The organism is Aurantimonas aggregata (genome assembly GCF_010500835.1).
Lineage (GTDB): Bacteria > Pseudomonadota > Alphaproteobacteria > Rhizobiales > Rhizobiaceae > Aurantimonas > Aurantimonas aggregata.
Genome location: NZ_JAAAMJ010000033.1, coordinates 1 through 22,072, shown reverse-complemented (window position 1 = coordinate 22,072; position 22,072 = coordinate 1). Strand labels below are relative to the sequence as shown.

25 protein-coding genes are annotated in these 22,072 nt (G+C 63.9%); 13 read left to right on the top strand and 12 right to left on the bottom strand.

The annotated features are described in order from the left end of the window. Window positions 1-490 precede the first annotated feature (490 nt). From GTW51_RS21650 to GTW51_RS21640, 3 genes are all read left to right on the top strand, one after another. Window positions 491-1,540 (top strand): WD40 repeat domain-containing protein, encoded by a 1,050-nt coding sequence (locus GTW51_RS21650; RefSeq protein WP_163046124.1) that lies wholly within the window; start codon window positions 491-493, stop codon window positions 1,538-1,540. Beyond that, entirely contained in the window at window positions 1,537-1,818 is a 282-nt protein-coding gene (locus GTW51_RS21645) for a nitrate reductase (protein WP_163046123.1), read from the top strand. The genes GTW51_RS21650 and GTW51_RS21645 overlap by 4 nt, the downstream gene beginning before the upstream one ends. 78 nt (window positions 1,819-1,896) lie before the next feature. Further along, a complete protein-coding gene (locus GTW51_RS21640) occupies window positions 1,897-2,682 on the top strand; it encodes an alpha/beta fold hydrolase (RefSeq protein ID WP_163046122.1) in 786 nt (261 codons plus the stop codon). Here the strand turns inward: GTW51_RS21640 and GTW51_RS21635 are convergent. The 7 genes from GTW51_RS21635 to GTW51_RS21605 all read right to left on the bottom strand — a co-directional run bounded on the left by GTW51_RS21635 (window position 2,670) and on the right by GTW51_RS21605 (window position 7,702). After that, window positions 2,670-3,083, bottom strand: a complete 414-nt coding sequence (locus GTW51_RS21635; RefSeq protein WP_163046121.1) for a curlin — start codon at window positions 3,081-3,083, stop codon at window positions 2,670-2,672. The genes GTW51_RS21640 and GTW51_RS21635 overlap by 13 nt on opposite strands. A 101-nt stretch (window positions 3,084-3,184) precedes the next feature. After that, window positions 3,185-3,571: a curli-like amyloid fiber formation chaperone CsgH gene (csgH, locus tag GTW51_RS21630; RefSeq protein WP_163046120.1), complete on the bottom strand. Its 387-nt coding sequence runs from the start codon at window positions 3,569-3,571 to the stop codon at window positions 3,185-3,187. Between the two features lie 59 nt (window positions 3,572-3,630). Next, complete coding sequence (locus GTW51_RS21625; protein WP_163046119.1) at window positions 3,631-4,065, bottom strand: curlin; 435 nt, start codon at window positions 4,063-4,065, stop codon at window positions 3,631-3,633. Between the two features lie 487 nt (window positions 4,066-4,552). Then, the gene (locus GTW51_RS21620) at window positions 4,553-5,257 is read right to left on the bottom strand and encodes an RES domain-containing protein (protein ID WP_163046118.1); all 705 of its coding nucleotides are present in this window, start codon (window positions 5,255-5,257) and stop codon (window positions 4,553-4,555) included. After that, complete coding sequence (locus GTW51_RS21615; protein WP_163046117.1) at window positions 5,254-5,667, bottom strand: MbcA/ParS/Xre antitoxin family protein; 414 nt, start codon at window positions 5,665-5,667, stop codon at window positions 5,254-5,256. Before GTW51_RS21615 ends, GTW51_RS21620 begins: the two co-directional genes overlap by 4 nt. A 593-nt stretch (window positions 5,668-6,260) precedes the next feature. Continuing rightward, window positions 6,261-6,935, bottom strand: coding sequence for an RraA family protein (locus GTW51_RS21610; protein WP_163046116.1), 675 nt, complete (start codon window positions 6,933-6,935; stop codon window positions 6,261-6,263). Between the two features lie 77 nt (window positions 6,936-7,012). Next, window positions 7,013-7,702 (bottom strand): fumarylacetoacetate hydrolase family protein, encoded by a 690-nt coding sequence (locus tag GTW51_RS21605; protein WP_163046115.1) that lies wholly within the window; start codon window positions 7,700-7,702, stop codon window positions 7,013-7,015. 294 nt (window positions 7,703-7,996) lie between these two features. On the opposite strand from GTW51_RS21605, the gene GTW51_RS21600 reads away from it, so the two are divergent. The 8 genes from GTW51_RS21600 to GTW51_RS21565 all read left to right on the top strand — a co-directional run bounded on the left by GTW51_RS21600 (window position 7,997) and on the right by GTW51_RS21565 (window position 15,948). After that, a complete protein-coding gene (locus GTW51_RS21600; RefSeq protein ID WP_163046114.1) occupies window positions 7,997-9,025 on the top strand; it encodes an ABC transporter substrate-binding protein in 1,029 nt (342 codons plus the stop codon). Beyond that, window positions 9,022-9,837, top strand: coding sequence for an ABC transporter ATP-binding protein (locus tag GTW51_RS21595; RefSeq protein WP_163046113.1), 816 nt, complete (start codon window positions 9,022-9,024; stop codon window positions 9,835-9,837). Before GTW51_RS21600 ends, GTW51_RS21595 begins: the two co-directional genes overlap by 4 nt. After that, complete coding sequence (locus GTW51_RS21590) at window positions 9,834-10,691, top strand: ABC transporter permease (protein WP_163046112.1); 858 nt, start codon at window positions 9,834-9,836, stop codon at window positions 10,689-10,691. Before GTW51_RS21595 ends, GTW51_RS21590 begins: the two co-directional genes overlap by 4 nt. Window positions 10,692-10,717: 26 nt before the next feature. Further along, complete coding sequence (locus tag GTW51_RS21585; protein WP_163046111.1) at window positions 10,718-11,458, top strand: GntR family transcriptional regulator; 741 nt, start codon at window positions 10,718-10,720, stop codon at window positions 11,456-11,458. Window positions 11,459-11,542: 84 nt separating this feature from the next. Then, window positions 11,543-12,535, top strand: coding sequence for an ABC transporter substrate-binding protein (locus GTW51_RS21580; protein ID WP_203566240.1), 993 nt, complete (start codon window positions 11,543-11,545; stop codon window positions 12,533-12,535). A gap of 1,247 nt (window positions 12,536-13,782) precedes the next feature. Then, a complete protein-coding gene (locus GTW51_RS21575; protein WP_163046109.1) occupies window positions 13,783-14,259 on the top strand; it encodes a GNAT family N-acetyltransferase in 477 nt (158 codons plus the stop codon). A gap of 115 nt (window positions 14,260-14,374) precedes the next feature. After that, window positions 14,375-14,881, top strand: coding sequence for an MEKHLA domain-containing protein (locus GTW51_RS21570; RefSeq protein ID WP_163046108.1), 507 nt, complete (start codon window positions 14,375-14,377; stop codon window positions 14,879-14,881). A 245-nt stretch (window positions 14,882-15,126) separates the two neighbouring features. Further along, window positions 15,127-15,948: a GNAT family N-acetyltransferase gene (locus GTW51_RS21565; RefSeq protein WP_163046107.1), complete on the top strand. Its 822-nt coding sequence runs from the start codon at window positions 15,127-15,129 to the stop codon at window positions 15,946-15,948. Window positions 15,949-16,148: 200 nt separating this feature from the next. Here the strand turns inward: GTW51_RS21565 and GTW51_RS21560 are convergent, their stop codons facing one another. Together GTW51_RS21560 and GTW51_RS21555 are read right to left on the bottom strand one after the other, a co-directional pair. Beyond that, window positions 16,149-16,397: a hypothetical protein gene (locus GTW51_RS21560; protein WP_163046106.1), complete on the bottom strand. Its 249-nt coding sequence runs from the start codon at window positions 16,395-16,397 to the stop codon at window positions 16,149-16,151. Between the two features lie 157 nt (window positions 16,398-16,554). Next, window positions 16,555-17,055, bottom strand: a complete 501-nt coding sequence (locus GTW51_RS21555) for a MarR family winged helix-turn-helix transcriptional regulator (protein WP_203566239.1) — start codon at window positions 17,053-17,055, stop codon at window positions 16,555-16,557. A gap of 243 nt (window positions 17,056-17,298) precedes the next feature. On the opposite strand from GTW51_RS21555, the gene GTW51_RS21550 reads away from it, so the two are divergent. Next, window positions 17,299-17,724 carry a VOC family protein gene (locus tag GTW51_RS21550; RefSeq protein WP_163046105.1) on the top strand — a complete coding sequence of 142 codons (426 nt, stop codon included), beginning with the start codon at window positions 17,299-17,301 and terminating at the stop codon, window positions 17,722-17,724. A gap of 304 nt (window positions 17,725-18,028) precedes the next feature. Here the strand turns inward: GTW51_RS21550 and GTW51_RS21545 are convergent, their stop codons facing one another. From GTW51_RS21545 to GTW51_RS21535, 3 genes are all read right to left on the bottom strand, one after another. Continuing rightward, window positions 18,029-19,045 carry an NADP-dependent oxidoreductase gene (locus GTW51_RS21545; protein ID WP_246233335.1) on the bottom strand — a complete coding sequence of 339 codons (1,017 nt, stop codon included), beginning with the start codon at window positions 19,043-19,045 and terminating at the stop codon, window positions 18,029-18,031. Between the two features lie 74 nt (window positions 19,046-19,119). Further along, window positions 19,120-20,214, bottom strand: coding sequence for an alpha/beta fold hydrolase (locus GTW51_RS21540; RefSeq protein WP_163046103.1), 1,095 nt, complete (start codon window positions 20,212-20,214; stop codon window positions 19,120-19,122). A gap of 149 nt (window positions 20,215-20,363) precedes the next feature. Beyond that, the gene (locus tag GTW51_RS21535; protein WP_163046102.1) at window positions 20,364-21,095 is read right to left on the bottom strand and encodes an SDR family NAD(P)-dependent oxidoreductase; all 732 of its coding nucleotides are present in this window, start codon (window positions 21,093-21,095) and stop codon (window positions 20,364-20,366) included. A 174-nt stretch (window positions 21,096-21,269) separates the two neighbouring features. Between GTW51_RS21535 and GTW51_RS21530 the strand changes: the two genes are divergently transcribed. After that, window positions 21,270-21,614 carry a winged helix-turn-helix transcriptional regulator gene (locus tag GTW51_RS21530; RefSeq protein ID WP_203566241.1) on the top strand — a complete coding sequence of 115 codons (345 nt, stop codon included), beginning with the start codon at window positions 21,270-21,272 and terminating at the stop codon, window positions 21,612-21,614. Window positions 21,615-22,072 lie beyond the last annotated feature (458 nt).

Here is a 22,072-nt window from a genome sequence, read left to right as displayed (position 1 = left end):
CTCAGAAACGGGCAGAAACGTCATGCGAACCCTTGGATCGCTCCAAGGACGGCGCCAGACTCGCGTCTCCGGATGATCCCCGCGGCAAAAACCACCGAAAGCGGAGGGTTCTTGCGGGTGTCCAGCTCGCTGCGCTTCTTGTCTTTACCACAGGTGACGGCCGGTCCTGTCGCGTCCCGACCAACTGACCTGAGCACGACGCTGGGAGGCGGAAATTAGCCGACCAGTTTCAGCAACGCGACGGTCGCAAACAGGGCGACGGCCAGCATGCCGGAAACGGCGAAGGCCTGCATGAAGGGGCTGTGAACCATGATGTGCACCTTAGATCGAGCGCGTTTCTGATGCCGCGCATATGCGTTGGCCGGTAAAGTTGATCCAGTCCGCTTTGCGACACCGGATGCCGCGAAAAACGACCTTCGCCACCTGAGGCTCGTGCAGGTGGCGTTCTTCTGCCCCACAGCGGCGGAAAAATTCTCCAGGGCTTCGAGTCATGCCGCGCCTGATGCAGGCCGAGCGCCCGGCGCCGGCCGACGCGGCCCCGCTGGCGCACCACATCGGGCAGGAAGTGGCGACCGGTGCGCATGTCACGGCCGTCCGCTTCGTCTCCGGGGCGATGGCGGCGGCGCTCGGCGACGGCACTGTCCGGTTCTGGGAGCCGGGCCTTGCCGAGCCGGACAGCATCGTCGCGCATGCCGGGGCGATCCTCGCCGTGGCGGCCCACGCCGATGCCGGCACGATTCTGACCGGCGGCGACGACGGCCTTGTCTGCCGGGTCGGCCTCTCCGGCGTCCATCCCGTGGCCGAGACCGGCGGCAAATGGGTGGATGCGGTCGCGGCCGCGCCCTGGGGCGCTATCGCCTGGTCCGCCGGCAAGGCAGTCACCGTGATCCGGAGCGACGGCACGCGGCGCGAGATCGACATGGTCTCGACCGTCCAGGGACTTGCCTTCGCGCCGAGGGGGCGAAGCCTCGCCATCGCCCATTACGGCGGCGTCACCCTCGCGGACCTGCGGGCAAGGCCGTCAGCCGACCGCTTGATGGCGTGGATGGGCTCGCACGTCGCCGTGAGCTTCAGCCCCAATGGCCGCCACGTCGTCTCGGCGATGAATGAGAACGTCCTCCATGGCTGGCGGATCGACGACGGGGCGGACATGCGGATGAGCGGCTATCCCTCGAAGCCGAAATCACTGTCGTGGTCGCCGGGCGGCGCCTGGCTCGCCACCTCCGGTGCAGACTGCGCCGTGCTCTGGCCGTTCGGGGGAAAGGAAGGGCCGATGGGCAAGCAGGCGACACCGATCGCCTTCGCGCAGGCGCTGGTCACGGCGGTGAGCTGCCACCCGGTCAGTGACGCGGTGGCTGTCGGCTATGCCGACGGCGCTGTCGTCTTCGCCCGCCGCGGCGACGACGCCGTCATCCCGGTCCGGGCGCCAGATGGGGACCGGGTGAGCGATCTGGGCTTCGACGCCGGCGGCCATCTCTTCGGCTATGGAACCGAGGGCGGCCGGCTCGGTCTCTTGGATCTGCGGGGCATCGGCCAATGAGCGGCTTCGTCAATCCGCTCGCCCGCAAGCAGAAGCCGGGTTACCCAGAGGCCGTCGCCGCGCTCAAGGCCGAGACGCGGCGGCTGCTCGATCTCTCCGACGACGTCACCGTCTCCGTCACGGAACTCACCTGCCGCGACCTCGGCTGCCCCGATATCGAGACGGTGATCGGCATCCTCGTCGCCGGCACCGCGCCGCGCATCGCCAAAATCCACAAGACCGTTCCGGAGGTGACGCCCGCCGACCTCGCCGCGGCCTTTGCAGCGGGCAAGCGGTGACGCTGCGACCACCCGTCTTGGCGGGACTGGCGATGTCCGGCGGTCCGGAGCAATGTTGGTGGCCTTGGAGGGCCTACCATGAGCGACGTGAGGACTGAGAGCGAAAGCGGCGAGATCGTCTGGCGGTGGAAAGGCGACACCGTCACCGTCGGGCTGGAGCGAAGGGGATCGGGCCGTTCCATTCTCCTCCTTCCCGCGATGAGCTCGATCTCCACACGCGCCGAGATGCATGGCTTGCAGGCGCGGCTCTCGGAACGTTTCGCCACCGTCGCAATCGACTGGCCGGGTTTCGGGGACAGGCCGCGCGAACGGTCCGACTGGCGTCCGGAGCACTACCGTGACTTCATCAGGTTCGTGTCCGAGACGGTCGTGCCGCGCCCCTATGCGACCGTCGCGGCCGGACATGGTGCGGGCTACGCCCTTGCGCAGGCGGCCGCCGTGCCCGGCTCGCTCGGGCGGGTCTGCCTCGTCGCGCCGACCTGGCGGGGACCATTGCCAACGATGGCATGCAAGCGGCTGCCGGTCTTCGGCAAGATCGCGCGGGCCGGCGACACCCCCGTCCTCGGATCGCTGCTCTACCGCCTCAACGTCAACCGGCCTGTCGTGAGGATGATGGCGCGCGGCCATGTCTATGCCGATCCGCAGTGGCTCGACGCGGCGCGGACCACGTCCAAGATGGCGCTGACGCGCGCCGCGGGCGCTCGGCGCGCCTCGCTGCGCCGTTCAGTTCTCGTAAACGGGTTCGGGAGCCGGCAGGCGCACGAAGGTCCCCGAGGAAGCAACCCGCGAACCACAGCCGAAACTGGCAGACAAGTTCTGGGCGCATCAAGCCTGAAAGCTGACGGTCCCGGTCACCAGCCGTAGGTGAAGGTCGCGCCGCTGTTGCCGTTGCCGGACTGGACGACGGCGTCGCGGGCGCCGCGCCCGAATTGGAAGAGACCGTAGGCGTTGCCGTCGCCGTTCTGCTCCAGCGTGCCAGAATGGCCGTTCCCGCGCTGCTGGACGAGACCGACATTGCCCCGTCCGCGCTGGGCGAGGCCGGCGTTGTTGCCTTGGCCCTTCTGCCGGATCGAGCCGTCCTTGAGGCCGTTGTAAAGCGAATAGATCCGTAGCCCCGCTTCGACGGCCCCGGTCGTCTGCCGGTCAGTTGGGGCGAAGGTCCAGGACACCTGGCCGTTAGCAGCCGCGGGCGTGGCGAAGATTGCCGGGGCGGCGATCGTGATGGCAAGTGCGGCCGCAAAGGCGTTTGCGGAAATGAAGGTCATGGAGGTCTCCGTTCCCCGGTCTGTTCCGGGATATGCGTGGACTTTAGGGAGGTCCCCCGCCGGACCGGACCGGACCGGCGAGGCAGGGGGTTGTCGCTTCGTCAGATCCCGCCGCCGACACGGTCGGAGCAGGATATTGTCTTGCCATCGACGACGAGGCTCAGATCGGCGTCGTAGCCGGAGCCGCCAGTGCCAAGCGTGACCGTGCCGAGTTGTGCCGTCCCGCCTGAAGCGACGGCGAAAGGCCCGCCCTGCCGGATGTCGGTTCCCCGACCGGAGACGCGGAACGCGTACTCACCGCGCATCGCCTTCTCGGCATGGGCGAGCGCGGTCAGCTCGACCGATCCACCCCGGCGCGAGACGTCGAGCTCGCACCGGACCGGCCCCTCACTCGATTTCGTGACCGCCGGGCCGGCGAAGGCGGCGCCGGTGGCGCCGAGGAGAACCAGAGCCGCAGCGAGGCGGTGGCGAGAACGGAGCATCGGCATGGCGGGCCTCATCAATGGGACGGGAGCAAAACGGGTGGGTCGCGCCGTTCGACGCGCGATCAGTCGCAGGCCTGGACGAGGGCCGCGACGTTACCGCTGCCGCCCTGCACAACGTCGGCCGAGCAGCCGCGTCCGACCTGAACACCTGCCGCGATGTTGCCGTGGCCGTCCTGAGAAAGGATCGTCGTGTGGTTGGCGCCGAACTGGCCGATGCCGGCGGAGTTGCGGCTGCCGTTCTGGTAGGTCGCGCCGTAATGACTACGCCCCTCCTGTCCGACGACCGACAGATTGTGCGAACCGCGCTGCTCGCCGACCGAGCGGTTGTACCGGCCGTCCTGATGGACTCGGATGCGGTTGCGGTAGCCCTGCTGGGACCCGCCGGCGGAGTTCGACCAGCCGTACTGGTCGAAGCGCACGTCGTTGGCGGACGCTGAGGTCGCGGCCGTCAGGCCAGCGAGGACGACGAGGGCGGAAGCAAGGGGCAAGCGGATCATATGGGCGTCTCCGACAAGAGCACATCGGCTCGGGATGGAATGACCCGAACTTGAACCCCGCCGCCGGAACCGTCGCTGAACTCGCCGTTCACACAGCGTTTAGCCCCTCACGATGACCGGGAGGGCCGAGAGCGAAGGGTGGGCTTCTGGCTGTCTCAGGCGACGACCTGAGATCGTGGGCGCCTTCGGACACTTGGCATTGAGCCTTCCAGTAATGTCTGGTTTCGAGGCGATGCCCAGCATTCTGTACGACGGCAACGGGGGCATAGCCGCCGTTGATCGGAGGTCATCTAAATGGCGGCTTTCCACCCATATCGGAAATAATTTCCGATTGGCGGGAGCGGCGGCAGACTGGTGCTTCACTTGAAGTATGGACGGCGGCGCTCAACGCACTACTAGCCTAGCCGTGGTCCACCTCTCGAAGGACACTTGATAGGGCACGACCAGCCTCTCCGGCGTGTGCAGAAACCGCTCCTCGCGGCGCCAACTATCGGACGACGCGGAACACCTTTCCCTTCGTATGATCCCGCACGAGATCCACCTCCCTCCCGTTCCAGTGATAGTCCAAGTGACGGCCCTGTTGGGCGTTCGATGCGAGGTCGGGACGGAACAGCGCAGCGCAGGTTCCGCCGGAGCATCTGACACTCGGATAGCGGATGCCATTGGAGCGCGCCGAGCGCAGCGCTACCGCGAAGGCCCGGCTCTGGGTGTAGCCTTCCGGCCGCAGTAGTTCGGAATGGGAGCCCTCGTTGAGGCAATGCAGGTCGGCGTCAACGTCAAGGACGATCTCCCGGAACTGGCAGTCCCAGTTCTCGGGCTCGTCCGTGGCTGCCATAAAGGCGGCGTGGTGATGGATGGTTTCCGAGAGGGCGACATCGAACGTGCGTCCGACATAGAGGACCCCGAAGCTCCCGTCGGAGAACCTGCTCGCCCTGTCGGGCGACACGTGCGTGAACGGGGCCATCAGGTAGTTCGACCCCGAGCCGCCGACACGGTGCGCGGGATCGACGCGGTCCAGCTCCCCGACCGACTCCATGAGCCGCGGGTTGGTCTTCATTTCGGCAGAGAGGATTGCTGGCCAATCTTCCGGCTCTGCGATGTCCTCGAACAGGTCGATCGGCGGGAAAACGCTGCGGATGATGCGGGACGCCCGGTTCCAGGTCACCCGCTCGATGGGGACCGCAGCGGTCACCACGCCCCTCGCTCGGCGTCCAGATAGCGGCGCACGCGAACAAGATCCGTCATCTCCCCGTTCAGCATGACGTCGAGAGCCGTCCTACCGCCATAGCGGGCGTTCGGGGCGTCGATCCACTGGTAGACCCGCTCCGACTTCCCGAAGATGACCCGCAGCGCCTTGTGGATGCCCATAAGGATCGAGAGGCGGGTCCGGGTGTCGCGGCCCATGGCGTTTGGCCCCTGCGCCTTCCATCGACGATAGGTCCTGACATTCATGTCGAGAAGCGTGGCCGCCTGCTCGTCGGTTAGCCCCCACCGCCCGAACAGGTTGACGGCCGCGCGGAAGGAAGCCGCGCCTTCCTCGTGGGAGATCGGATCGGAAACGAAGTGGCCGATGTCCGAGGTGACTTCAATCAGATTTACCATCGCATACCTTTGATGCCATTTGTCCTCAATTTAACTACTAACGCGCAAATGACAACGAGGAGCGAGCGGAAGCCACGCCTGGCTCTGCGCTAGCTGGAACACCAGGAGTTTGTGGCTCAGCATCTGCCGGCAAACCAAAACTGCGGGAGCTTTACGTCCCCTCCGTGGATGTGACGCGGCGGGATTTCACATGAGGTCGTCGACGACAGCGCTGGCTCGGCGCTTCGCCTGCATACCTGAGGGCACCGGGGTGTCCTGGCCCGTCCAGTCGCTGGCACCGAAGTGAGCGGACGTTCAGAAGCGGACCGGCGGCTCTGACCCATGCCGGCAATCAGAAACTATTTCCGATATGGGCCGAAAGCTGACCGGCAGCTTATGCGCATTAGACGGCGGAAGCCGCCGTTCGGCCCTCAACCCTACCTGCCATGACGTCGGCAGCGCGGTTGCTCTGGCGCGGCCATCCTCCACGCTCCATGCCGAATCGCGGTTGCGGCGGTGCCGTCCGCAATTCTCGGTTTCCTTAACCTGTCGGATGTCGCAGGAACCGGGCATTGATCCATCGCATCAGCTGTTACCGGCCGGCCAGACGCGCATCAGAAATCACGGTAGTCGCAGCCGGCTGCATCAAGCGCCCGGTCGATCCAAGACCGGTCGTCCGTCCCTGTGCGGATCGCCGCCATCATCAGCTGTTCAGCCGCGAATTTCTGCGCGGCCCTATCATGGACCATCTCGATCTCGGCTGGAGACACCGCCAGCAGCCCATCCGTGTCGCCGCAGACGAGATCACCGGGCGCCACCGGCAGGTCCGCGACCGCGATCGGCACGTTGATCGCGCCCGGGCCGTCTTTGTAAGGTCCGCGATGGGTGACGCCCGCAGCGAAGACGGGAAAGACCCCACGCCGCAGTTCCGCACCGTCTCGGATCGCCCCGAAGATCACAATGCCCGCCAGGCCTCGCTGCTCGGCATGGGCTGCCATGAGCTCGCCGATGATGGCGTTCTCGAGCGCACCGCCGGCATCGACGACGACGACGTCGCCCGGCGCAGCGAGATCCAGCGCCTTGTGGACGATGAGGTTGTCGCCTGGCCGGGTCTTCACCGTGAAGGCCGTGCCTACCATCCGGCCGCCGCCATGCATGGCACGGAGCGGCATGCCGACGCCGTGGAGACGTTCCATGGAGTCGCTGATGGTCGAAACGGGAAGCGCCTTGAAGCGCTCGATCCACACCGCTTCGATACCGCCGCGGCGGGGATGAATCGTAAAGCCCATCGTTGTCGCTCCCCTCCCGAGACATCGGCTTGCCGGCCGCGGCGCTGGCAGGAGTTTCCGCGCCGCGGCCGCGTGGCTCAGGCGAGCGGCTCGCCGACGGTGACGTGAAGTTCGGGAAGCTTGTCCACCCGCGCCTCAATCCGGTCGCCGGGCTTGACCGGGCCGACACCATGCGGGGTTCCGGTCATGATGACGTCGCCCGGCATCAGCTCGAAATAGGTCGACAGGTTCGCGATGATTTCGGGGATCTTCCAGATCAGCAGTTCGACGTCGGACTCCTGGCGGGTCTCGCCGTTCACCTTCAGCTGGATGCGGCCCGACTGGATATCGCCGACCGCCGCTACCGGCGCGATCGCGCCGCAGGGAAAGGAATGATCGAAGGACTTGGCGATCTCCCACGGGCGCCCGCCGCCCTGGATGTCGCGGCGTGTCATGTCGATCCCGACGGCATAGCCGTAGATCTGGTCGAGCGCCTTTTCCTGCGGAATGTTCAGGCCGCCGCCCTTCATGGCGAGGACCAGCTCGACCTCGAAATGGAAGTCCTTGGTCATCGTCGGATAGGGGATGGTTCCCCCGTCCAGCACCAGGGAGTCCGCCGGCTTCTGGAAGAACAGCGGGGCATCGCGGTCTTCGTTGCCGCCCATTTCCCGGACGTGGGCAACGTAGTTGCGGCCGACGCAATAGACCCGTCGCACGGGGAACTTCGCGTCCGACCCCTGTACCGGGATTGCGGGGATTTCCGGGGCATCGACGACGTACTGACTCATGGATCTTCCTCCCATCATTGGATGGCGAGAGGAAGCACACGAAAAAGCCCTGAAACAACAAAAAAACGTTTTGCGTCGCAGTATAAAACAGCTTGATTCGACCGAAGCCGGCGCTTTCGATACCGAAAAATCATTTACTTCGGATCCGCAAGCGCAGGATTACCGTGCTTTTTCAGCATTGTTCGCAAGTGCAATACAGGTTCTCCCTTCCGAAAACGTTTTTTCTGATGTTATCTTTCGATTACGCACACACGCCGGATCAGAGCGACGGTGCGCCACCAGGGAGGAAACATCATGGAATCTCGCACGTCATCGACCCGTATCGGCATTCTGGCGGGCCTCGCCGCTCTCGCGCTTTCCAGCACGTCAGCGCTCGCGCAGGAGGCCACCGCCCTCACCATCGTCGTTCCCAATCCGTCGGCCCTGAACAATTTCCCGCTGCACAACGCGATCGGCGAGGGCTATTTCGAGGAAGAGGGCCTGACGGTCACCGTCGAGGCGGTCAACGGCTCGGCCTCCGTGCTGCAGGCGCTGGCCTCGGGCCAAGCGCAGATCGGCAATCCTGGCCCCGGCCCGTTGCTCTCGGCACGCGAGCGCGGCGAGGAGATCGTGTTCATCTACAACCAGTACCCGAACTCGATCTTCGGCCTCGTGGTGCCCGAGGAGTCCGAAGTGCAGGATCCCTCCGCCCTCAAGGGCGAGGTCATCGGCGTCGGGACGGCTGACGGCGCCGAAGTCGGCTTCACGCGGGCGATCATGGCCGAATCCGGCCTGATGGAAAACGACGGCTACGAGTTCCTGGCCATCGGCGATGGTGGCACGGCCGCCGCTGCGATCCTTGGCGACGAGGTCGCCGCCTACGCTGCCGCGGCGAGCGACGCGGCCATCATCGAAGCGCGCGGCATCCCGCTCCGCGAGATCACGCCGGACGGTTTCCTCAGCTATTTCGGCAATGGCTGGGCCGTCACGCAGGCCTATCTCGACGAGAACGAGGACGTCATCGAGCGCTTCGGCCGCGCCCTGGTGAAGGGGACGCGCTTCGGCCTCGATTCCGCCAACAACGAGAAGACGCTCGCCCACGCTGCAGCGGCGAACCCGCAGGAAGGCGAAGACGAGACGCTCGCCCCGCTCCTTCTGGAAGCCGCCCAGACCCGCATCAACCCGCAGGAACAGTTCCGCGGCGAGGGCTTCGGCTACCAGCCGCCCGAGCATTGGCAGCTGTGGCACGAGGCGCAGGTCGAGACCGGCACGCTGAAGGCCCCGCTGGCCGATCTCGAGGCTGCCTATACGAACCGGTTCGTCGAAGGCTGGAACGCCGAATGAGCGCGGCGGCTGGCGAAATCGATCGCGTGGTCGCTGACGCCGGCCGCCCCATCGTCTACGAGCTGTCGCGCGTCACCAAGACCTACGGGCGAGGCGCGATCCACGCGCTCGACCCCGTCGATCTGACGCTGAGGCGCGGCAGCTTCTCGGCGATCATCGGCCCTTCGGGCTGCGGCAAGTCCACGCTCCTGAAGATCATGGCGGGTCTCGTGCCGCCCACCAGCGGCCGCGTCGTGCTCAACGGCACGCCGGTCATGGGGCCGCGCCGCGACATCGGCATGATGTTCCAGCAGGCGACGCTGTTTCCCTGGCGCACCACGCTCGAGAACGTCGTCCTGCCGATCGAGATCCGCGATGGGCAGGCGGCCGCCAAAGCGAGCCATGCGAGCGCCCGCGCCTTGCTGGAGCTGGTCGGTCTGGCGGGCTTCGAGGATGTCTACCCAGACAAGCTCTCCGGCGGCATGGCGCAGCGCGCCGCGATCTGCCGCATGCTGGTGACCGACCCGTCGATGCTGCTGCTCGACGAGCCGTTCAGCGCGCTCGACGAGCTGTCGCGCGACTTCATGAACATGGAGCTGCAGCGCATCTGCCTGGAGAAGAACGCCACCACCTTCCTCGTCACCCACTCGATCCCCGAGGCGGTGATCCTCTCGGACGTCGTCTACGTCATGTCGCCGCGGCCCGGCCGCTTCGTCGAGATCATCGAGATCGACCTGCCGCGCCCGCGCACCCTCGACATGCTGACCGACCCGCGCCTCGCCGACTATGTCCGGCGCATCAGGTCGCTTCTCGACGAAGGAGCCTTCCAATGAGCGAATATTCCGCCGTCGAAGCCGCGGAACCCGATACGGTCTGGTCCGAGCGTGCCTCCTATATCGACCGCGTGCCGCGACCGATCGCCATGGCGCTGCTGTTCGCCGCCTTCATCGGCATCTGGCAGCTCGTCCACGTGTTCGGCCTGGTGTCGCCGATCATCCTGCCGTCGCCGATCGAGGTTGCCGAGGACATCGTCTTCGTCGGCAAGAACCTGTTTTCCGGCGGCTACATGCTGGTCGCCTACTGGATCACCTTCAAGGAAGTGATCTACGGCTTCCTCATCGCCATGACGATCGGCTTCTCGCTGGGCGTCCTCGTCGGCGAGACCAGCTTCGGTGAGCGGGTGGTGCTGCCCTACCTCGTCGCCATCGACACCATGCCGAAGGTCGCCTTCGCGCCGCTCTTCGTCGCCTGGCTCGGCTTCGGCATCTCCTCCAAGGTCGCCTTGGCAGCCTTCATCGCTACCTTCCCGATCGTCGTCGCCACGGCCGCCGGGTTGCATGTGGCCAGCGACAATGCGCGCATGCTGTTCAAGACGCTTGGCGCCAGCCGCTGGCAGACGCTGTTTCGCATGAAGCTGCCGACAGGCCTGCCGCAGATATTCACCGGGCTGAAGATCGCCTCGGTCGGCGTCATGGCGGGCGCCATCACCGGCGAGTTTCTCGGCGGCGGCAAGGGCTTCGGGGAACTGATCCGCGTCGCGGCGTCGCAGCTCAACACGCCGAGGATCTTCTCGCTGATCGTCTTCCTGTCGATCATGGGCCTCGCCCTCTTCTGGACGGTCGTGTGGGTCGAGCGGCGCTTCGTCTTCTGGCATAAGTCTTCGGTTGCAGGCGGTCCCGGCCTCTGAAGGACGCCAACGGAAAGGCACGCGCCATGATCCTTCTGGTACCTGAGCCACCGCTGCAGAAGCCGTCCGACAAGACGACATCGGCGACGCTCGTCTACCAGAAGCTGCGGCGCGACATCCTCAACGGCACGATGAAGCCCGGCCAGAAGCTGCAGATCGACCAGGTGGCGCAGCGCTACGATGCCGGCATCAACCCGGTCCGGGAGGCCCTGAACCGACTGTCGGCCGAGCGCTTGGTGGACCGGCGCGACCAGCGCGGTTTCTTCGTTCCGCCGCTGACCCTCAAGGCGTTCCGCGAGCTGGTGCGGTCGCGTTGCTGGATCGAGGCGCTGGCGCTCGAGCAATCGATCCTCAACCGGACGCAGGCCTGGGAAGACGAGCTGATCACCACCCATTACCGGCTGGACCGCGAGCCGGTGCGCCTCGCAGGCGAGGAAGGTGGCGACAATTCCGCCTGGGAAGAGCGCCATCGCGCCTTTCACAACGCGTTGATCGGCAATAGCGGCTCGGCCTGGGTCACCGGATTCTGCCACGACATGATGGACCATGCCGAACGCTACCGCTTCGCCTCGATGTCAGGGACCTATCCGCGCCGCGATTCGCGCGAGGAGCACCGGGCCATCATGGAGGCGACGATCGACGGCGACATCGCAAGGGCGACGGAGCGCCTGACCTCGCACTACCGGCTGACGCTGCAGCGACTGGAGGAACAGACCACCGCGCCGATGCCGGACGAGCCGGACACACCAGCCACTATCGCGGACTGACCAACCGTCCTCGGGAGGGACGGCGACAGCAACGGACACAATCGGGAGGAATACGACATGCGACCACTATGGACATTCACCGCCGTGGCGGCTCTGACAGGGCTCGTGGGCGCCGGCACGGCTGCCGCCCAGGACGCAGACGCGCCGCGCGACATCACCGTGGTGCTCGCCAATCCGTCGGCGATCAACATCACGCCGGTCTGGGCCGCCATCGGCGAAGGCTATTTCGCCGATGAGGGCCTCGCCGTCACGATCCAGGCGGTAAACGGCTCGGCCGCCGTGTTGCAGGCCGTCGCCGCGGACCAGGCCGAGATCGGCCAGCCCGGCGCCGGGCCCACCATCAACGCCCGCGCCAACGGGCTCGACGTGCAGTTCTTCTACAACCTCAATCCGCAGAGTGCCTTTGGCGTGCTTGTGCCGGCAGATTCGGGAGTCGCCTCGCCCGAAGATCTGCGCGGCAAGGTCATCGGCGTCGGAACTGCCGACGGGGCCGAGACGGCTTTTGCGCGGACGATCATGACAGCTGCGGGCATGGAGGAAGGCGAGGACTACGGGTTCCTGGTCGTCGGCGATGGCGGCCTCGCCGTGGCCGGGTTTACCCGCGGCGACATCGACGCCTATGCGGCGGCGACCAGCGACGGCGCCATCCTGAACCAGCGCGGTCTGCCGACGACCAACATCACGCCGGACGAGTTCCGCACCTATTTCGGCAACGGCTTCGTGGCGCTCGCGCCGTTCATCGCCGAGAACCCGGACGTCATCGAGGGGTTCGGGCGGGCCGTGGCGCGCGGCTCGACCTTCGCGATGGACCCGGCGAACATCGACACGGTCCTGCAGCACACGGCGACCGGCAATCCGCAGGAGGGCGAGGATCCGGATTTCGCGCGCGCCCTGACCGAGGCGATCATCGCCCGCCAGACCCCGCCGGAGGGAAAGCAGTTCGGTGAGAACGACCCGGCCGCCTGGAAGGCCTGGCACGAAAGCCTTCTCGCCTCCGGCGATCTGGCGGAGCCGCTGCCGGATCTTGATGCCGCCTACAATAACGACTTCGTCGAAGCGTGGAACGCAGACCGCTGATGCTCGTCGCGGGCAGGACACGTCTTGCCCGCGCATCGGAGACAGCAGCAAAGGCCAATTGGGGCCGAAAGGAGACCGGCAGCTTCCGAACATCCGTAAAGCGAAACCTGCCGTTCGGCTCTCGACCCATTGAGGTCGTTTAGGTCCCGCAAACGCGAATCCTGATAGCTGCCGTTCTATGCCGAAGCGAGCAGGGTAAAAGAGCTAGGAATTGTGGGGTCGGTCCAATCTTGATGTTGGTCCAGCTTGGAGGGCGAACGCGGCCCTGACAACAGACGTCACAATTTCGCCCATCGTCCAGAAGCGATATCGGCAACGCCCTAAAGATTGGTCCGTGGAGTCGTGGTTGGGCACGTCAGCTTCCATCAAATCAGCGCTGAGGTAGTCCTTTGGGCCTTCAAGCCAGAACAGCTTCCTTTGGCCCGGATGAAACTCATTCCGAACGAGCGGGCCGCTGTGAGCTGTGAGCTTCCGCGTGATGGAAAAGAAGCGGTCGAGATCCTGATGGTAATGGAGAATGCCTAGTTCGAGGACAATCACGTCGAACTGGTGAGCTCGGCCCAGCGCGTCTGCGTCCATCACGTCGGCAACAGCATTTGATCGGCCGCGTTGTTGCCCTCGACGACGATGATCATGCTGACATTGCCCGACCCGGCGTGGCGTCCATCGATGAGAAGGCGGCCACGCGGGGTCTTTATGTTTCGTAACATTTCGTAACAATACCAAGCACACCAGCTAAAGCATCCATCCTATAACCTCCCTGCGCATTCTGGGCAGGCGGAGTTATTCCGATACAACAGACCACCGGATCGCAGGAAGACCGTCTTCTTGCGCAGCAAAAAGACCCGTTGAGCAATTCGACACTTTTCGCCCACGGGTTCATCGCCAGCCGCTTGTGCCGTCGCGCCGCTCTTTCAGTTTGGTTACCGCGTGCAGCCGAGACGTGTCTACCAACGCAACAAGATAACGGGGTCAGCGGCACTGTGTCGAATTCGTCAATTTCCCACCAAGTGACGGAGAATGCTTCTGACGACACCGTCACGGTATCGGCTTCGCACACTACGCCAAGCTTCGATGTGCCGTACCGGATTGTCAGCGCGCAGCAATCCCATTTCCAGGGAAATCGAGCAGCCGGGACGAACGTAACAAAGTGGCAGAGCGAGGAATCCGGCGGATCGGCGGTTACTTTTAACCTCAAGGATTATAATATAAGTGAAAAAACCATGAGAACAGAAAGCTAAATCGACATGGATATAGACATCAGATTTGCGCACACTCCTGAGCACTTCGAGAATGTAAGGCAATTGGTAGAAGAATATACGACTTGGTTGGGTATCGACCTCCATTTTCAAGATTATCAAGCGGAGATTGACAACCTCCGAATCAAGTACGCTCCTCCAGAAGGAGCTATGTTTGTTGCGATGGATGGCGCGGAACCCGCCGGCTGTTGCGGCTTCGTCCGTTTCGGATCTGATGGCGCTTGCGAATTGAAACGCCTTTACGTCAGGCCAAGTTCACGTGGCCTAGGCTTGGCCGCAGACCTGGTGCAAAGGGTGATCGATAAGGCCCAGATGTCCGCGTATAAGCTGATACTCCTCGACACATTGCCGTCGATGACCGGAGCGGTAACACTCTACAAGAAGTGCGGATTTACCGAAATCGCCCCTTATTACAAGAACCCGGTGCCAAACGCGGTCTTTTACGAAAAGAAGCTGCGATATTGATCTGCTCCACAGGGTTATTGCCTTGCTAGGCTTATAGATGGCGTCTCTGGCATGGCGCGTCAGAGGTTACTGAATATGCAGATCATCAAGGACGATACGATCGGAGTCCCTACTTTTGAGAACGGTTAACCTTTACAGCGACCAGCTTGCGTTGGATCCAGATTTTTATGAGCTGCTGGTGTCGAGCCATGCGCGTTTTGTACGTGATCCATTAGCCGATTTTGGTTCAGGGCCGAACTGGATGTATCAAGCGGCGCCCTTCGCGGTTGTCGCACACGACGCCGAGCGCGATCCCAAGTTTGTTTATGCCAATATGACAGCTCAACGGGTCTTCGGGTATTCGTGGAAAGAATTCATCGCGTTGCCATCTCGCCTATCTGCAAGGATCGAGAATCGTGAGGAGCGCAGGTACCTACTCGACGCCGTTTCCAGGAATGGCTCCTATGTGGGTTACGAGGGAAGCCGAGTTAAGAAATCCGGCGAAATCTTCTCAATGGAGGACGGCGTGATTTGGCAGTTGGTCGATGACCACGGACATTGCTACGGACAAGCGGCGATGTTCTCGAGGTGGACTAATGTTCACACGCAGAACGATCCGCCCGCCAAACAGCCTGCGGCTTAAACTGTCTGTTGCCGGATCCGCCGGAAGTTAGACATCCAGAGCACGAGCCGGGAGCCTTTTTCCATCGCGTAGGGGAACGAGCTTGGCCTTTCCATTTGACATAGGACGGAGCTTAGGAATCGGCGGCCTTACGAACTCATCACCGTCTTGCTTCTCTCGGTCATTTTGCTGCCAAATGCCGAATTAATTTCCGAAGAAGAATAGTGCGCCTGAGGCGCAGCGAGAGTATCTATGGAACGGACAGCATGAGCAGCTTGCAGGACATCAATCGGGTTGTGGAGATGATTGAGCGTGACGCTTGGTTGGATCTTTTCGCTGCGGCGCCTGACCACGTGCGCGACGGCCTCGGTCTCGCGAGCGTGGCATATGCGGGGATGGGCCTGCTAGGGTGTCGTGCGCTTCCCATCACAGAGCTCAATCGGGCGATGGCCGTTGGCATCGAGCGCGAGCTATTGCGGGAAGACTTGGAGGCTGCGGTCGCTTGGCTGGACGCGAATGCGACTGCATGGGCGTTGCAGGTGTCGCCCATCGTGAGAAGTGAGATCGTCCGCGACTATACCAATGACGTGCCGCTGGTCGCGACGGGGACAGGTTGGGCCAAGTTCGTCAGGACGGATGCCGCATCCACTCCTCTTCGAGTGGATGCGCAAGTCACTAGAGCGGATCGCGCATCGGCCGCCGTATTCGGTAGGACGGTGGCCAATGGCTTTGGCCTGCCTGCCGAGTGCGCGGACTGGTTTGCCACGCTGGTCGACCGACCGTCCTGGCATTGCTTTCTCGCGACCGTAGACGGGGAGGCTGCCGGGGGCGGCACCATGTACGTCCGAGACAATGCTGCTTGGCTCGGCATAACCGGAACGCTTCCGATCTATCGAAATCGAGGCATTCAGCGAGGCCTACTGGACGCGCGCATAAAGGTTGCGGTCGCAATGGGTGCCGACATCCAGACCGATGAGACCAGCCAGCCGAAGGATCGCGAAGATCCTGGGTTCGCCTCATATAGAAATCAGGAACGAGTGGGCTTTCGTCGATTATATGTTCGCCCAAACTTGAAGCGGCCGCAGTGAGCACCGGCAGCTAACTGTGCCGTTCCTCGCACCTGCTCGAAGCCGGGCCAAGGCGACCGACGCGATCGGTCGCCATCTCGACGACTTCTACAAACCCGTCCTGCGCCATTCAGCGCTGGACTTCATCAGCCCGCTCAATTCGAGAGGCTGGTCGCATAACTGGAAATGCTCTCCGCTTTGACGGAGCAAGTCCAGGTTCATCATTCCACGTCCTTGAGGACCGTTTCGATCTGACGGAGCCGTTCCACTAGTTCAGCGACGTCCCGGCGAACCATCTCCATCGCCGCTGCGCCCTCCTCCTCTGCCTGTACAGCCCTTTCGGCCAAGCTCCGGTAGGATACCTCCGCGGCCAGGCAAGCCTGTGCCTGCTTTACCGAGGTGCGGGAACGCGTGGCAGCTACAATGAGTACCGTGACTAGCACCAGCATGGTGCAGATGAGAAAGATCAACGTCCGATGATCCATGGTGCGTCCTCAAGTTTCCGTTCTGCCGCATGATTGCGAGCAGACGTTCAAGTTCGGCCGGACGGCTTTCGACCCTTGTACGACGCTGAGCAGTTCGCTGACCAATGTCGGAAGCGGACATCACTTCAGACCTGAGACGACGTCATTCGGCGGCCGTTGTCCTAGTAGCCTCCAGCTCTTCCTCCAAGCGACTTGTCAGGACGCCTAGGGCAATCGTGACGGATGTGATCTGCTCGGGCGTCAGGTTTTCGGCCAGCGATCGCGCCCAAGGAGCTTGCACCGCCATCGCTCGGTCGTAGAGACGGTGACCTTCCGCAGTGAAGACGACGAGTCGTGCACGCTTGTGGCGAGGGTTGGGCCGATAGCCGAGGGTTCCCTCCGTCACCAACTCGCCGACGATCCGCTGCACGCCCTGTCGTGACACGCCGAGATCCCGTGCCAGTTCCGAGACCGACCGCGCCGAGCCCGCCTCCGACACGCTTCCCAACACCTGCCAGCGCGCACTGGTCAGCCCGAGCGGCGCCGTCAACTGGTCCCCTCTTAAGACCAGACGACTATTGGCGCGGAAGATCGCGAGGATGAGCTGGGTTATCGGGTCGGACGACATCGGCAGTGAATTCCAGTTCGGCGGACGCTGGAGCAAACCCTCCATCTTGACAGCACGATGTCAACAATCGATATATCTTGACAGTATGTTGCCAAACTAGCTGGGCGCGGAACCATGGTTCTCACCCTCTACCAACCCGAACTCGCGAGGCTGGATCGTACGCCGGATGATCCAGAAGGAATGCTCGTACGGAGCGCTTGAACGGACCAGCCGGACGCAGCCGATGGTAGCTCCTGCCAACACGCGCTCATTCGAGCGCGACACCTTGAAGGAAAGACCATGACCAACGCCCTTAAAACGCTCCGGGGAGCCCATGTCGGACTGCGCGTCGCCGAGGGCGATGCCGCGGTGAAGTGGTACCGGGAGAAGCTGGACATGCACGAGACGAGGGCGTTCGACCTCAACGGCATGAATTTCACCGAGATGGCGCTGGCCGGCGATCCGACCTTCCGGATCGAACTCGTGTCCGGTCCGGGCGCAGATGGGGGCCCCAAGAGTGACGACCTCTACGCGAGCTTCGGCTCGCACGGCTGGCATCATCTCGGCCTGTGGGTCGACGACGTCGATGCGGCCGTCGAGACGCTGCGAGATCGCGGCGTGACGGTCACGCTGGAGCCCATCGACAACGATCACTGGAAGGTTCGGGTCGCCTTCCTAGTGGACCCCTGGAGCAACGTGATCGAACTCCTCCAGTCCAAAGTCTGAGCGGAACGCCTCGTCGCCGCCTCTGCGCTCAACCGTCCGTCTACCGGATCGGGTCGGCTCTGACGCCTTTCCGGTTGGGCCCCGCGACGTTCGCCGGACTGATTGAGTCCGACCCGGCGGAAGCGTTCGATTAACAGATGTTGGTCGACCGGAAACGACCCGGATCAGTAATAATTTCTTATCCCCGTAGCGGCCGAGGCAGGCCGTCTGCTGCGGACCCACGAATGGCGAAGCTGAAGTTCGGGTCTCGACCCAACGTGGCCGTGACATCGAGTTCACGATGTGCCTGGAACCGGACGTTACGTCACCGATTCCCGATGCGCACCAGCGTCTTTCCGAGGTTACGGCCCTCGAGCATCCCGCCGAATGCCTCGGGAGCATTCTCGAGGCCGTCGACGATGTCCTCGTCAGCGTGGATCCTACCCGCCCCCACCCAGCCTGACATCTGCTGGCTGAAGGTCTCGAACCCGGTGCCATAGTGGTCGCCGACCATAAATCCCTCCATCCGCACGCGCTTGACGATCAGGGACATCATCAAGTCGTGCGAGTTTCCGTCGGCGTCGAGATCGCCGTTGTAGCCAGACACGAGTCCGCAGACGGGCACCCGCGCACCGACGTTGAGCAGCGGCCATACGGCGGCCCGAACCGCTCCACCGACATTCTCGAAATAGACGTCGACGCCTGAGGGAGCAGCTTCCGCCAGCCGTTCGGAGAGGCGCGGGGCACGATGGTCGAGGCATGCTCCGAATCCAAGGACCTCGACCGCATGGCGGCACTTGCGCTGCCCGCCGGCTATGCCGACCACGCGGCAGCCGAGTATCTTCCCGATCTGGCCGACGGCCGCGCCTACCGCGCCCGTGGCCGCCCCGACAACCAGCGTCTCGCCGGACTTTGGTGCGCCTATGGCAGTCAGCCCATACCATGCGGCGAATCCCGTCATGCCGAGGATGCCGAGAGCGAGTGAGGGGTGGGCCATGTCCTGCGGCAGCGCGTAGAGGTCCGACCCGTTCGAGACCGCGTATTCCTGCCAACCACCGTTCGCGACGACGAGGTCGCCCGAACGGAAGGCATCGATGTCCGAGGAGATGACCTCGGCCACCGTTCCGCCCCCCGGCGGCTCGCCGAGGGCGTAGGGTGCAGCGTAGGACCCGTCGCCGTCATCCATGCGGCCGCGCATGTATGGGTCGAGAGACAGGAACAGGTTACGGAGCAGCACCTCGCCCTCCCCCGCCCACGGCCGCTCTTGGTCGAGGACCGTGAAGTCGTCCGGTCGCGGAGCGCCATGCGGACGTTTAGCCAGTAGGACTCGTCGGTTCGCCATGTCCGTCGCCATCTGTGGTTCCCTTTCGATAAAAAGGAGCCGCCCACGCTTGGCGTCGGCGACCCAGGTCGCCCTCAACGGGCGAAGTGTTCCCGCAAGAAGGCAAGGACGTCGGCATTGGCGCTGCGGATGACCGAAAAGTGGTCGGCGCCGGGATAGGTCTTGTAGGTGACCGGGGCACCCTTCCCGCGGAGCCGTTCCACAAATGCCGTCGTCAACGGTTCGAGAACGAAGCCGTCGGCCGTCCCCTGCACCACGAGCGTCGGCCGCCGTAACGTGAAGTCGGGCGAAGCCGCCGGGTCGTTGGCAGCGAGGAAGGCCTCCATGTGCGAGTTGGATGCCCAGTCCTTCTTGAGGCCGTTGAATGCCTCGCCCTTCGCCTTGACCGCGGCGTCGATGGTACCGATTGCTTTTACCGAGCAGAGGGAGCGGAACTCGGGCAGCAGCCGGGCCAAGTCCTCGCCCATGACCGCCCGCGGGTCGAAAGCGGGCTTCTCGGCGGTGAGGCCCACCGCCATGAGCGCCCCTTGGAACTCGCGCATCATCCGGGCCTGGCTAGCCGTCGCCCCATCGGTTGCCGTCCGTGCCGCTTCGCCGAAATGGTCGGCGGTTGCGGCGATGGAAGTGTAGGGCACGGAAGCAACCGTTCCGACGAGCTCGAGCTCCGACGCTTCGTCGGCGTGCGCCTCGACGCCGAGAGCTAGGTGGCCTCCGTCGGAGTGCCCCATGGCGGCGTACCTGTTGGACAGGTGCGGATCGGCAAGCCTTCCGGCTTTGACGGCGGAGATCAAGGACCGCGCCCCGCTGGAGGCCCCGAAGTATGGATAGGGACCGATGGCTTCCGCCCCCAGCCCCTCGAGGTCCGGCGCGACCACGGCGTAGCCCGCATTCAGGAGTTCACCGATCTGGTAGACGTAGTCGCTCGGAAAGCCGTCGCGCGTGAGGCCGCCGTCGAGTTCCGGCGTGAGGCTGGGAGCACAGGTCTTTTGTCCCGGCGTAGAGGTGCCGTGCGCCCACGCGACGATCGGCCAACCTCCGGTCGGCGCCGTGCCCTTTGGGACGAACAGGAGCGTGGTTGCCGGGGTCTGCCCGCCCCGGACGTCCGGCATCGTGTGGACGAGCAACTTGGCGTCGGCGTCGAAGCCAAGGGGGACCACGTGCTCGGTCACGGAACGCAGCGTGACGTTCAGGCCGTCGCCGGCCCAAGCGTCGGAGGCAGCGAGCGGTCCTGCCGAAGCGATGCCTACGGCAAGGCCCGCCGCAAGGAGAAGTGAATGAACACGGGAAGCAAGCGTGGAACTGGACATCGTTATCAGCCTCAAACCTGTGCCATGCCGCCGTCGACGGGCAGCTCGGCTCCCGTGACGAAACTCGCCTCGTCGCTCGCGAGGAAGAGAGCGGCGGCGGCGACCTCGTCCGCACGTCCCATGCGCCCGAGCGGGATCATTCCCGTCAGCGTCGCCCGCATCTCGTCGGAGGCGGACGCGAACATGGCCGTATCGGTCGGGCCGGGGCTGACGACGTTGACGCGGATGCCACGCGGCGCGAGCTCGTTGGCCCAGGTCCGCGCGAACGAGCGCACCGCGGCCTTCGTCGCTCCGTAGGCCCCGTAGCCCTTGGTGCCGATGTCTCCGGCGATGGAGCCCACCAGAACGATCGAACCTCCATCGCTCATGTGACCTGCGGCGCCCTTCGCGGCGAAGACGAGGGAGCGGACGTTGAGTCCGAAGGTGCGGTCGAAGTGTTCCTTGGTGAGGCCGTCCAGGGTCGCAAACTCCGAAAGGCCCGCGTTGACCACAAGGATGTCGATGCGCCCGGCGTCCCCGTGGACCCGGGTGATCGCCGCGTCGAGATCGGCTGGCTTGGAGGCGTCGGCCGACAGGGAGCGGAGCGAACCTGTCCCCACCGACGTGGAGGTTCGTTCAGTCTTGGCGGATCGGCTGGTGGCATAGACCTTCGCCCCCTCATCCGCGAAGCGATGGGCTATCGCGCCTCCGATACCTCCCGAACCGCCGATGACGAGGACTATCTTATCTTGGAGTCTGGTCATGTCTCATCCATCCGATGTTGATGGACGCGACGATATAGATCCTATATCTACGGTCAATTACGCACTATTTTTAGCGCAGATATCGCGGAGTATACCTTGTCCGAATCCACGACGCAGACGCGCCCCTCCCAACGACGTCCCCGTGCGCCCGCTCGCGGCGCGACAGACGAAGCTCTGATCGACGCTCGCGCGACGCGGCCGATCCTGGAGCACATCGCCAACAAGTGGTCGGTGCTGATCCTTACGGTCCTGTGCACGCGACCGTCGCGCTTCAACGAGATCATGCGACGTCTCGAAGGCATCACCCACAAGGCGCTGGCGGATGCACTGAAGCGGCTGGAGCGGAACGGCCTCGTCAAGCGCACGGTCCTGCCGACGACGCCTATCGGCGTCGAGTACACGATCACCCCGCTCGGCCACTCCCTGCGGGAGCCGTTCCAGGCGCTTTACGCATGGGCGCTCGAGCGTGGTCCCGAGCTCCAGCAGGCCCAGGCTGACTTCGACAAACGGGACGTTTAGATCGTATGTCGACGGCAGGTTGGTCGTCGATGTCACCAACCCGGTGCCCCCCGGCTCCAACGGTCTTAGCAGCCCCATTGGCACCTGCGGCGCGCGGGAGATCGTTAAGAGCGCCGCCGCCGGAGCGCACGTCGTGAACGTGTGCTACATTAACCGATAAATTTCTGTCGGCCGCTCACGACCCATTGCGGACCCTCAGAGCTTCGCTTCTTTAACTCGAGAGCAGTACGAATGATGGGTTCTTCACCACGTAATGTGCTTGGACTGGTTGTCCCTATCGCGAACGCCCCACTCCGGTCTTATCTAATTCGCTTTTAACACAAGCCCGGAACTTATACCAACGTGCGCTGATCAGAACTCATGCGCCCAGTCCCGCATTCCGATTGAGATGATTTTCCAGGGCTGATCGACGAGCTTGTTCCAAGCGTCACAGCAGTGGGCGACGATGTCGTCGTAGT

What these genes read in the sequence shown, in the direction of transcription:
- GTW51_RS21650 (WP_163046124.1), top strand. Translation starts at nt 491, where the DNA reads ATGCCGCGCCTGATGCAGGCCGAGCGCCCGGCGCCGGCCGACGCGGCC.
- GTW51_RS21645 (WP_163046123.1), top strand. Translation starts at nt 1,537, where the DNA reads ATGAGCGGCTTCGTCAATCCGCTCGCCCGCAAGCAGAAGCCGGGTTAC.
- GTW51_RS21550 (WP_163046105.1), top strand. Translation starts at nt 17,299, where the DNA reads ATGACCAACGCCCTTAAAACGCTCCGGGGAGCCCATGTCGGACTGCGC.
- GTW51_RS21535 (WP_163046102.1), bottom strand. Translation starts at nt 21,095, where the DNA reads ATGACCAGACTCCAAGATAAGATAGTCCTCGTCATCGGCGGTTCGGGA.
- GTW51_RS21585 (WP_163046111.1), top strand. Translation starts at nt 10,718, where the DNA reads ATGATCCTTCTGGTACCTGAGCCACCGCTGCAGAAGCCGTCCGACAAG.
- GTW51_RS21590 (WP_163046112.1), top strand. Translation starts at nt 9,834, where the DNA reads ATGAGCGAATATTCCGCCGTCGAAGCCGCGGAACCCGATACGGTCTGG.
- GTW51_RS21640 (WP_163046122.1), top strand. Translation starts at nt 1,897, where the DNA reads ATGAGCGACGTGAGGACTGAGAGCGAAAGCGGCGAGATCGTCTGGCGG.
- csgH (WP_163046120.1), bottom strand. Translation starts at nt 3,571, where the DNA reads ATGCCGATGCTCCGTTCTCGCCACCGCCTCGCTGCGGCTCTGGTTCTC.
- GTW51_RS21625 (WP_163046119.1), bottom strand. Translation starts at nt 4,065, where the DNA reads ATGATCCGCTTGCCCCTTGCTTCCGCCCTCGTCGTCCTCGCTGGCCTG.
- GTW51_RS21545 (WP_246233335.1), bottom strand. Translation starts at nt 19,045, where the DNA reads ATGGCGAACCGACGAGTCCTACTGGCTAAACGTCCGCATGGCGCTCCG.
- GTW51_RS21565 (WP_163046107.1), top strand. Translation starts at nt 15,127, where the DNA reads ATGAGCAGCTTGCAGGACATCAATCGGGTTGTGGAGATGATTGAGCGT.
- GTW51_RS21600 (WP_163046114.1), top strand. Translation starts at nt 7,997, where the DNA reads ATGGAATCTCGCACGTCATCGACCCGTATCGGCATTCTGGCGGGCCTC.
- GTW51_RS21575 (WP_163046109.1), top strand. Translation starts at nt 13,783, where the DNA reads ATGGATATAGACATCAGATTTGCGCACACTCCTGAGCACTTCGAGAAT.
- GTW51_RS21610 (WP_163046116.1), bottom strand. Translation starts at nt 6,935, where the DNA reads ATGGGCTTTACGATTCATCCCCGCCGCGGCGGTATCGAAGCGGTGTGG.
- GTW51_RS21605 (WP_163046115.1), bottom strand. Translation starts at nt 7,702, where the DNA reads ATGAGTCAGTACGTCGTCGATGCCCCGGAAATCCCCGCAATCCCGGTA.
- GTW51_RS21615 (WP_163046117.1), bottom strand. Translation starts at nt 5,667, where the DNA reads ATGGTAAATCTGATTGAAGTCACCTCGGACATCGGCCACTTCGTTTCC.
- GTW51_RS21635 (WP_163046121.1), bottom strand. Translation starts at nt 3,083, where the DNA reads ATGACCTTCATTTCCGCAAACGCCTTTGCGGCCGCACTTGCCATCACG.
- GTW51_RS21595 (WP_163046113.1), top strand. Translation starts at nt 9,022, where the DNA reads ATGAGCGCGGCGGCTGGCGAAATCGATCGCGTGGTCGCTGACGCCGGC.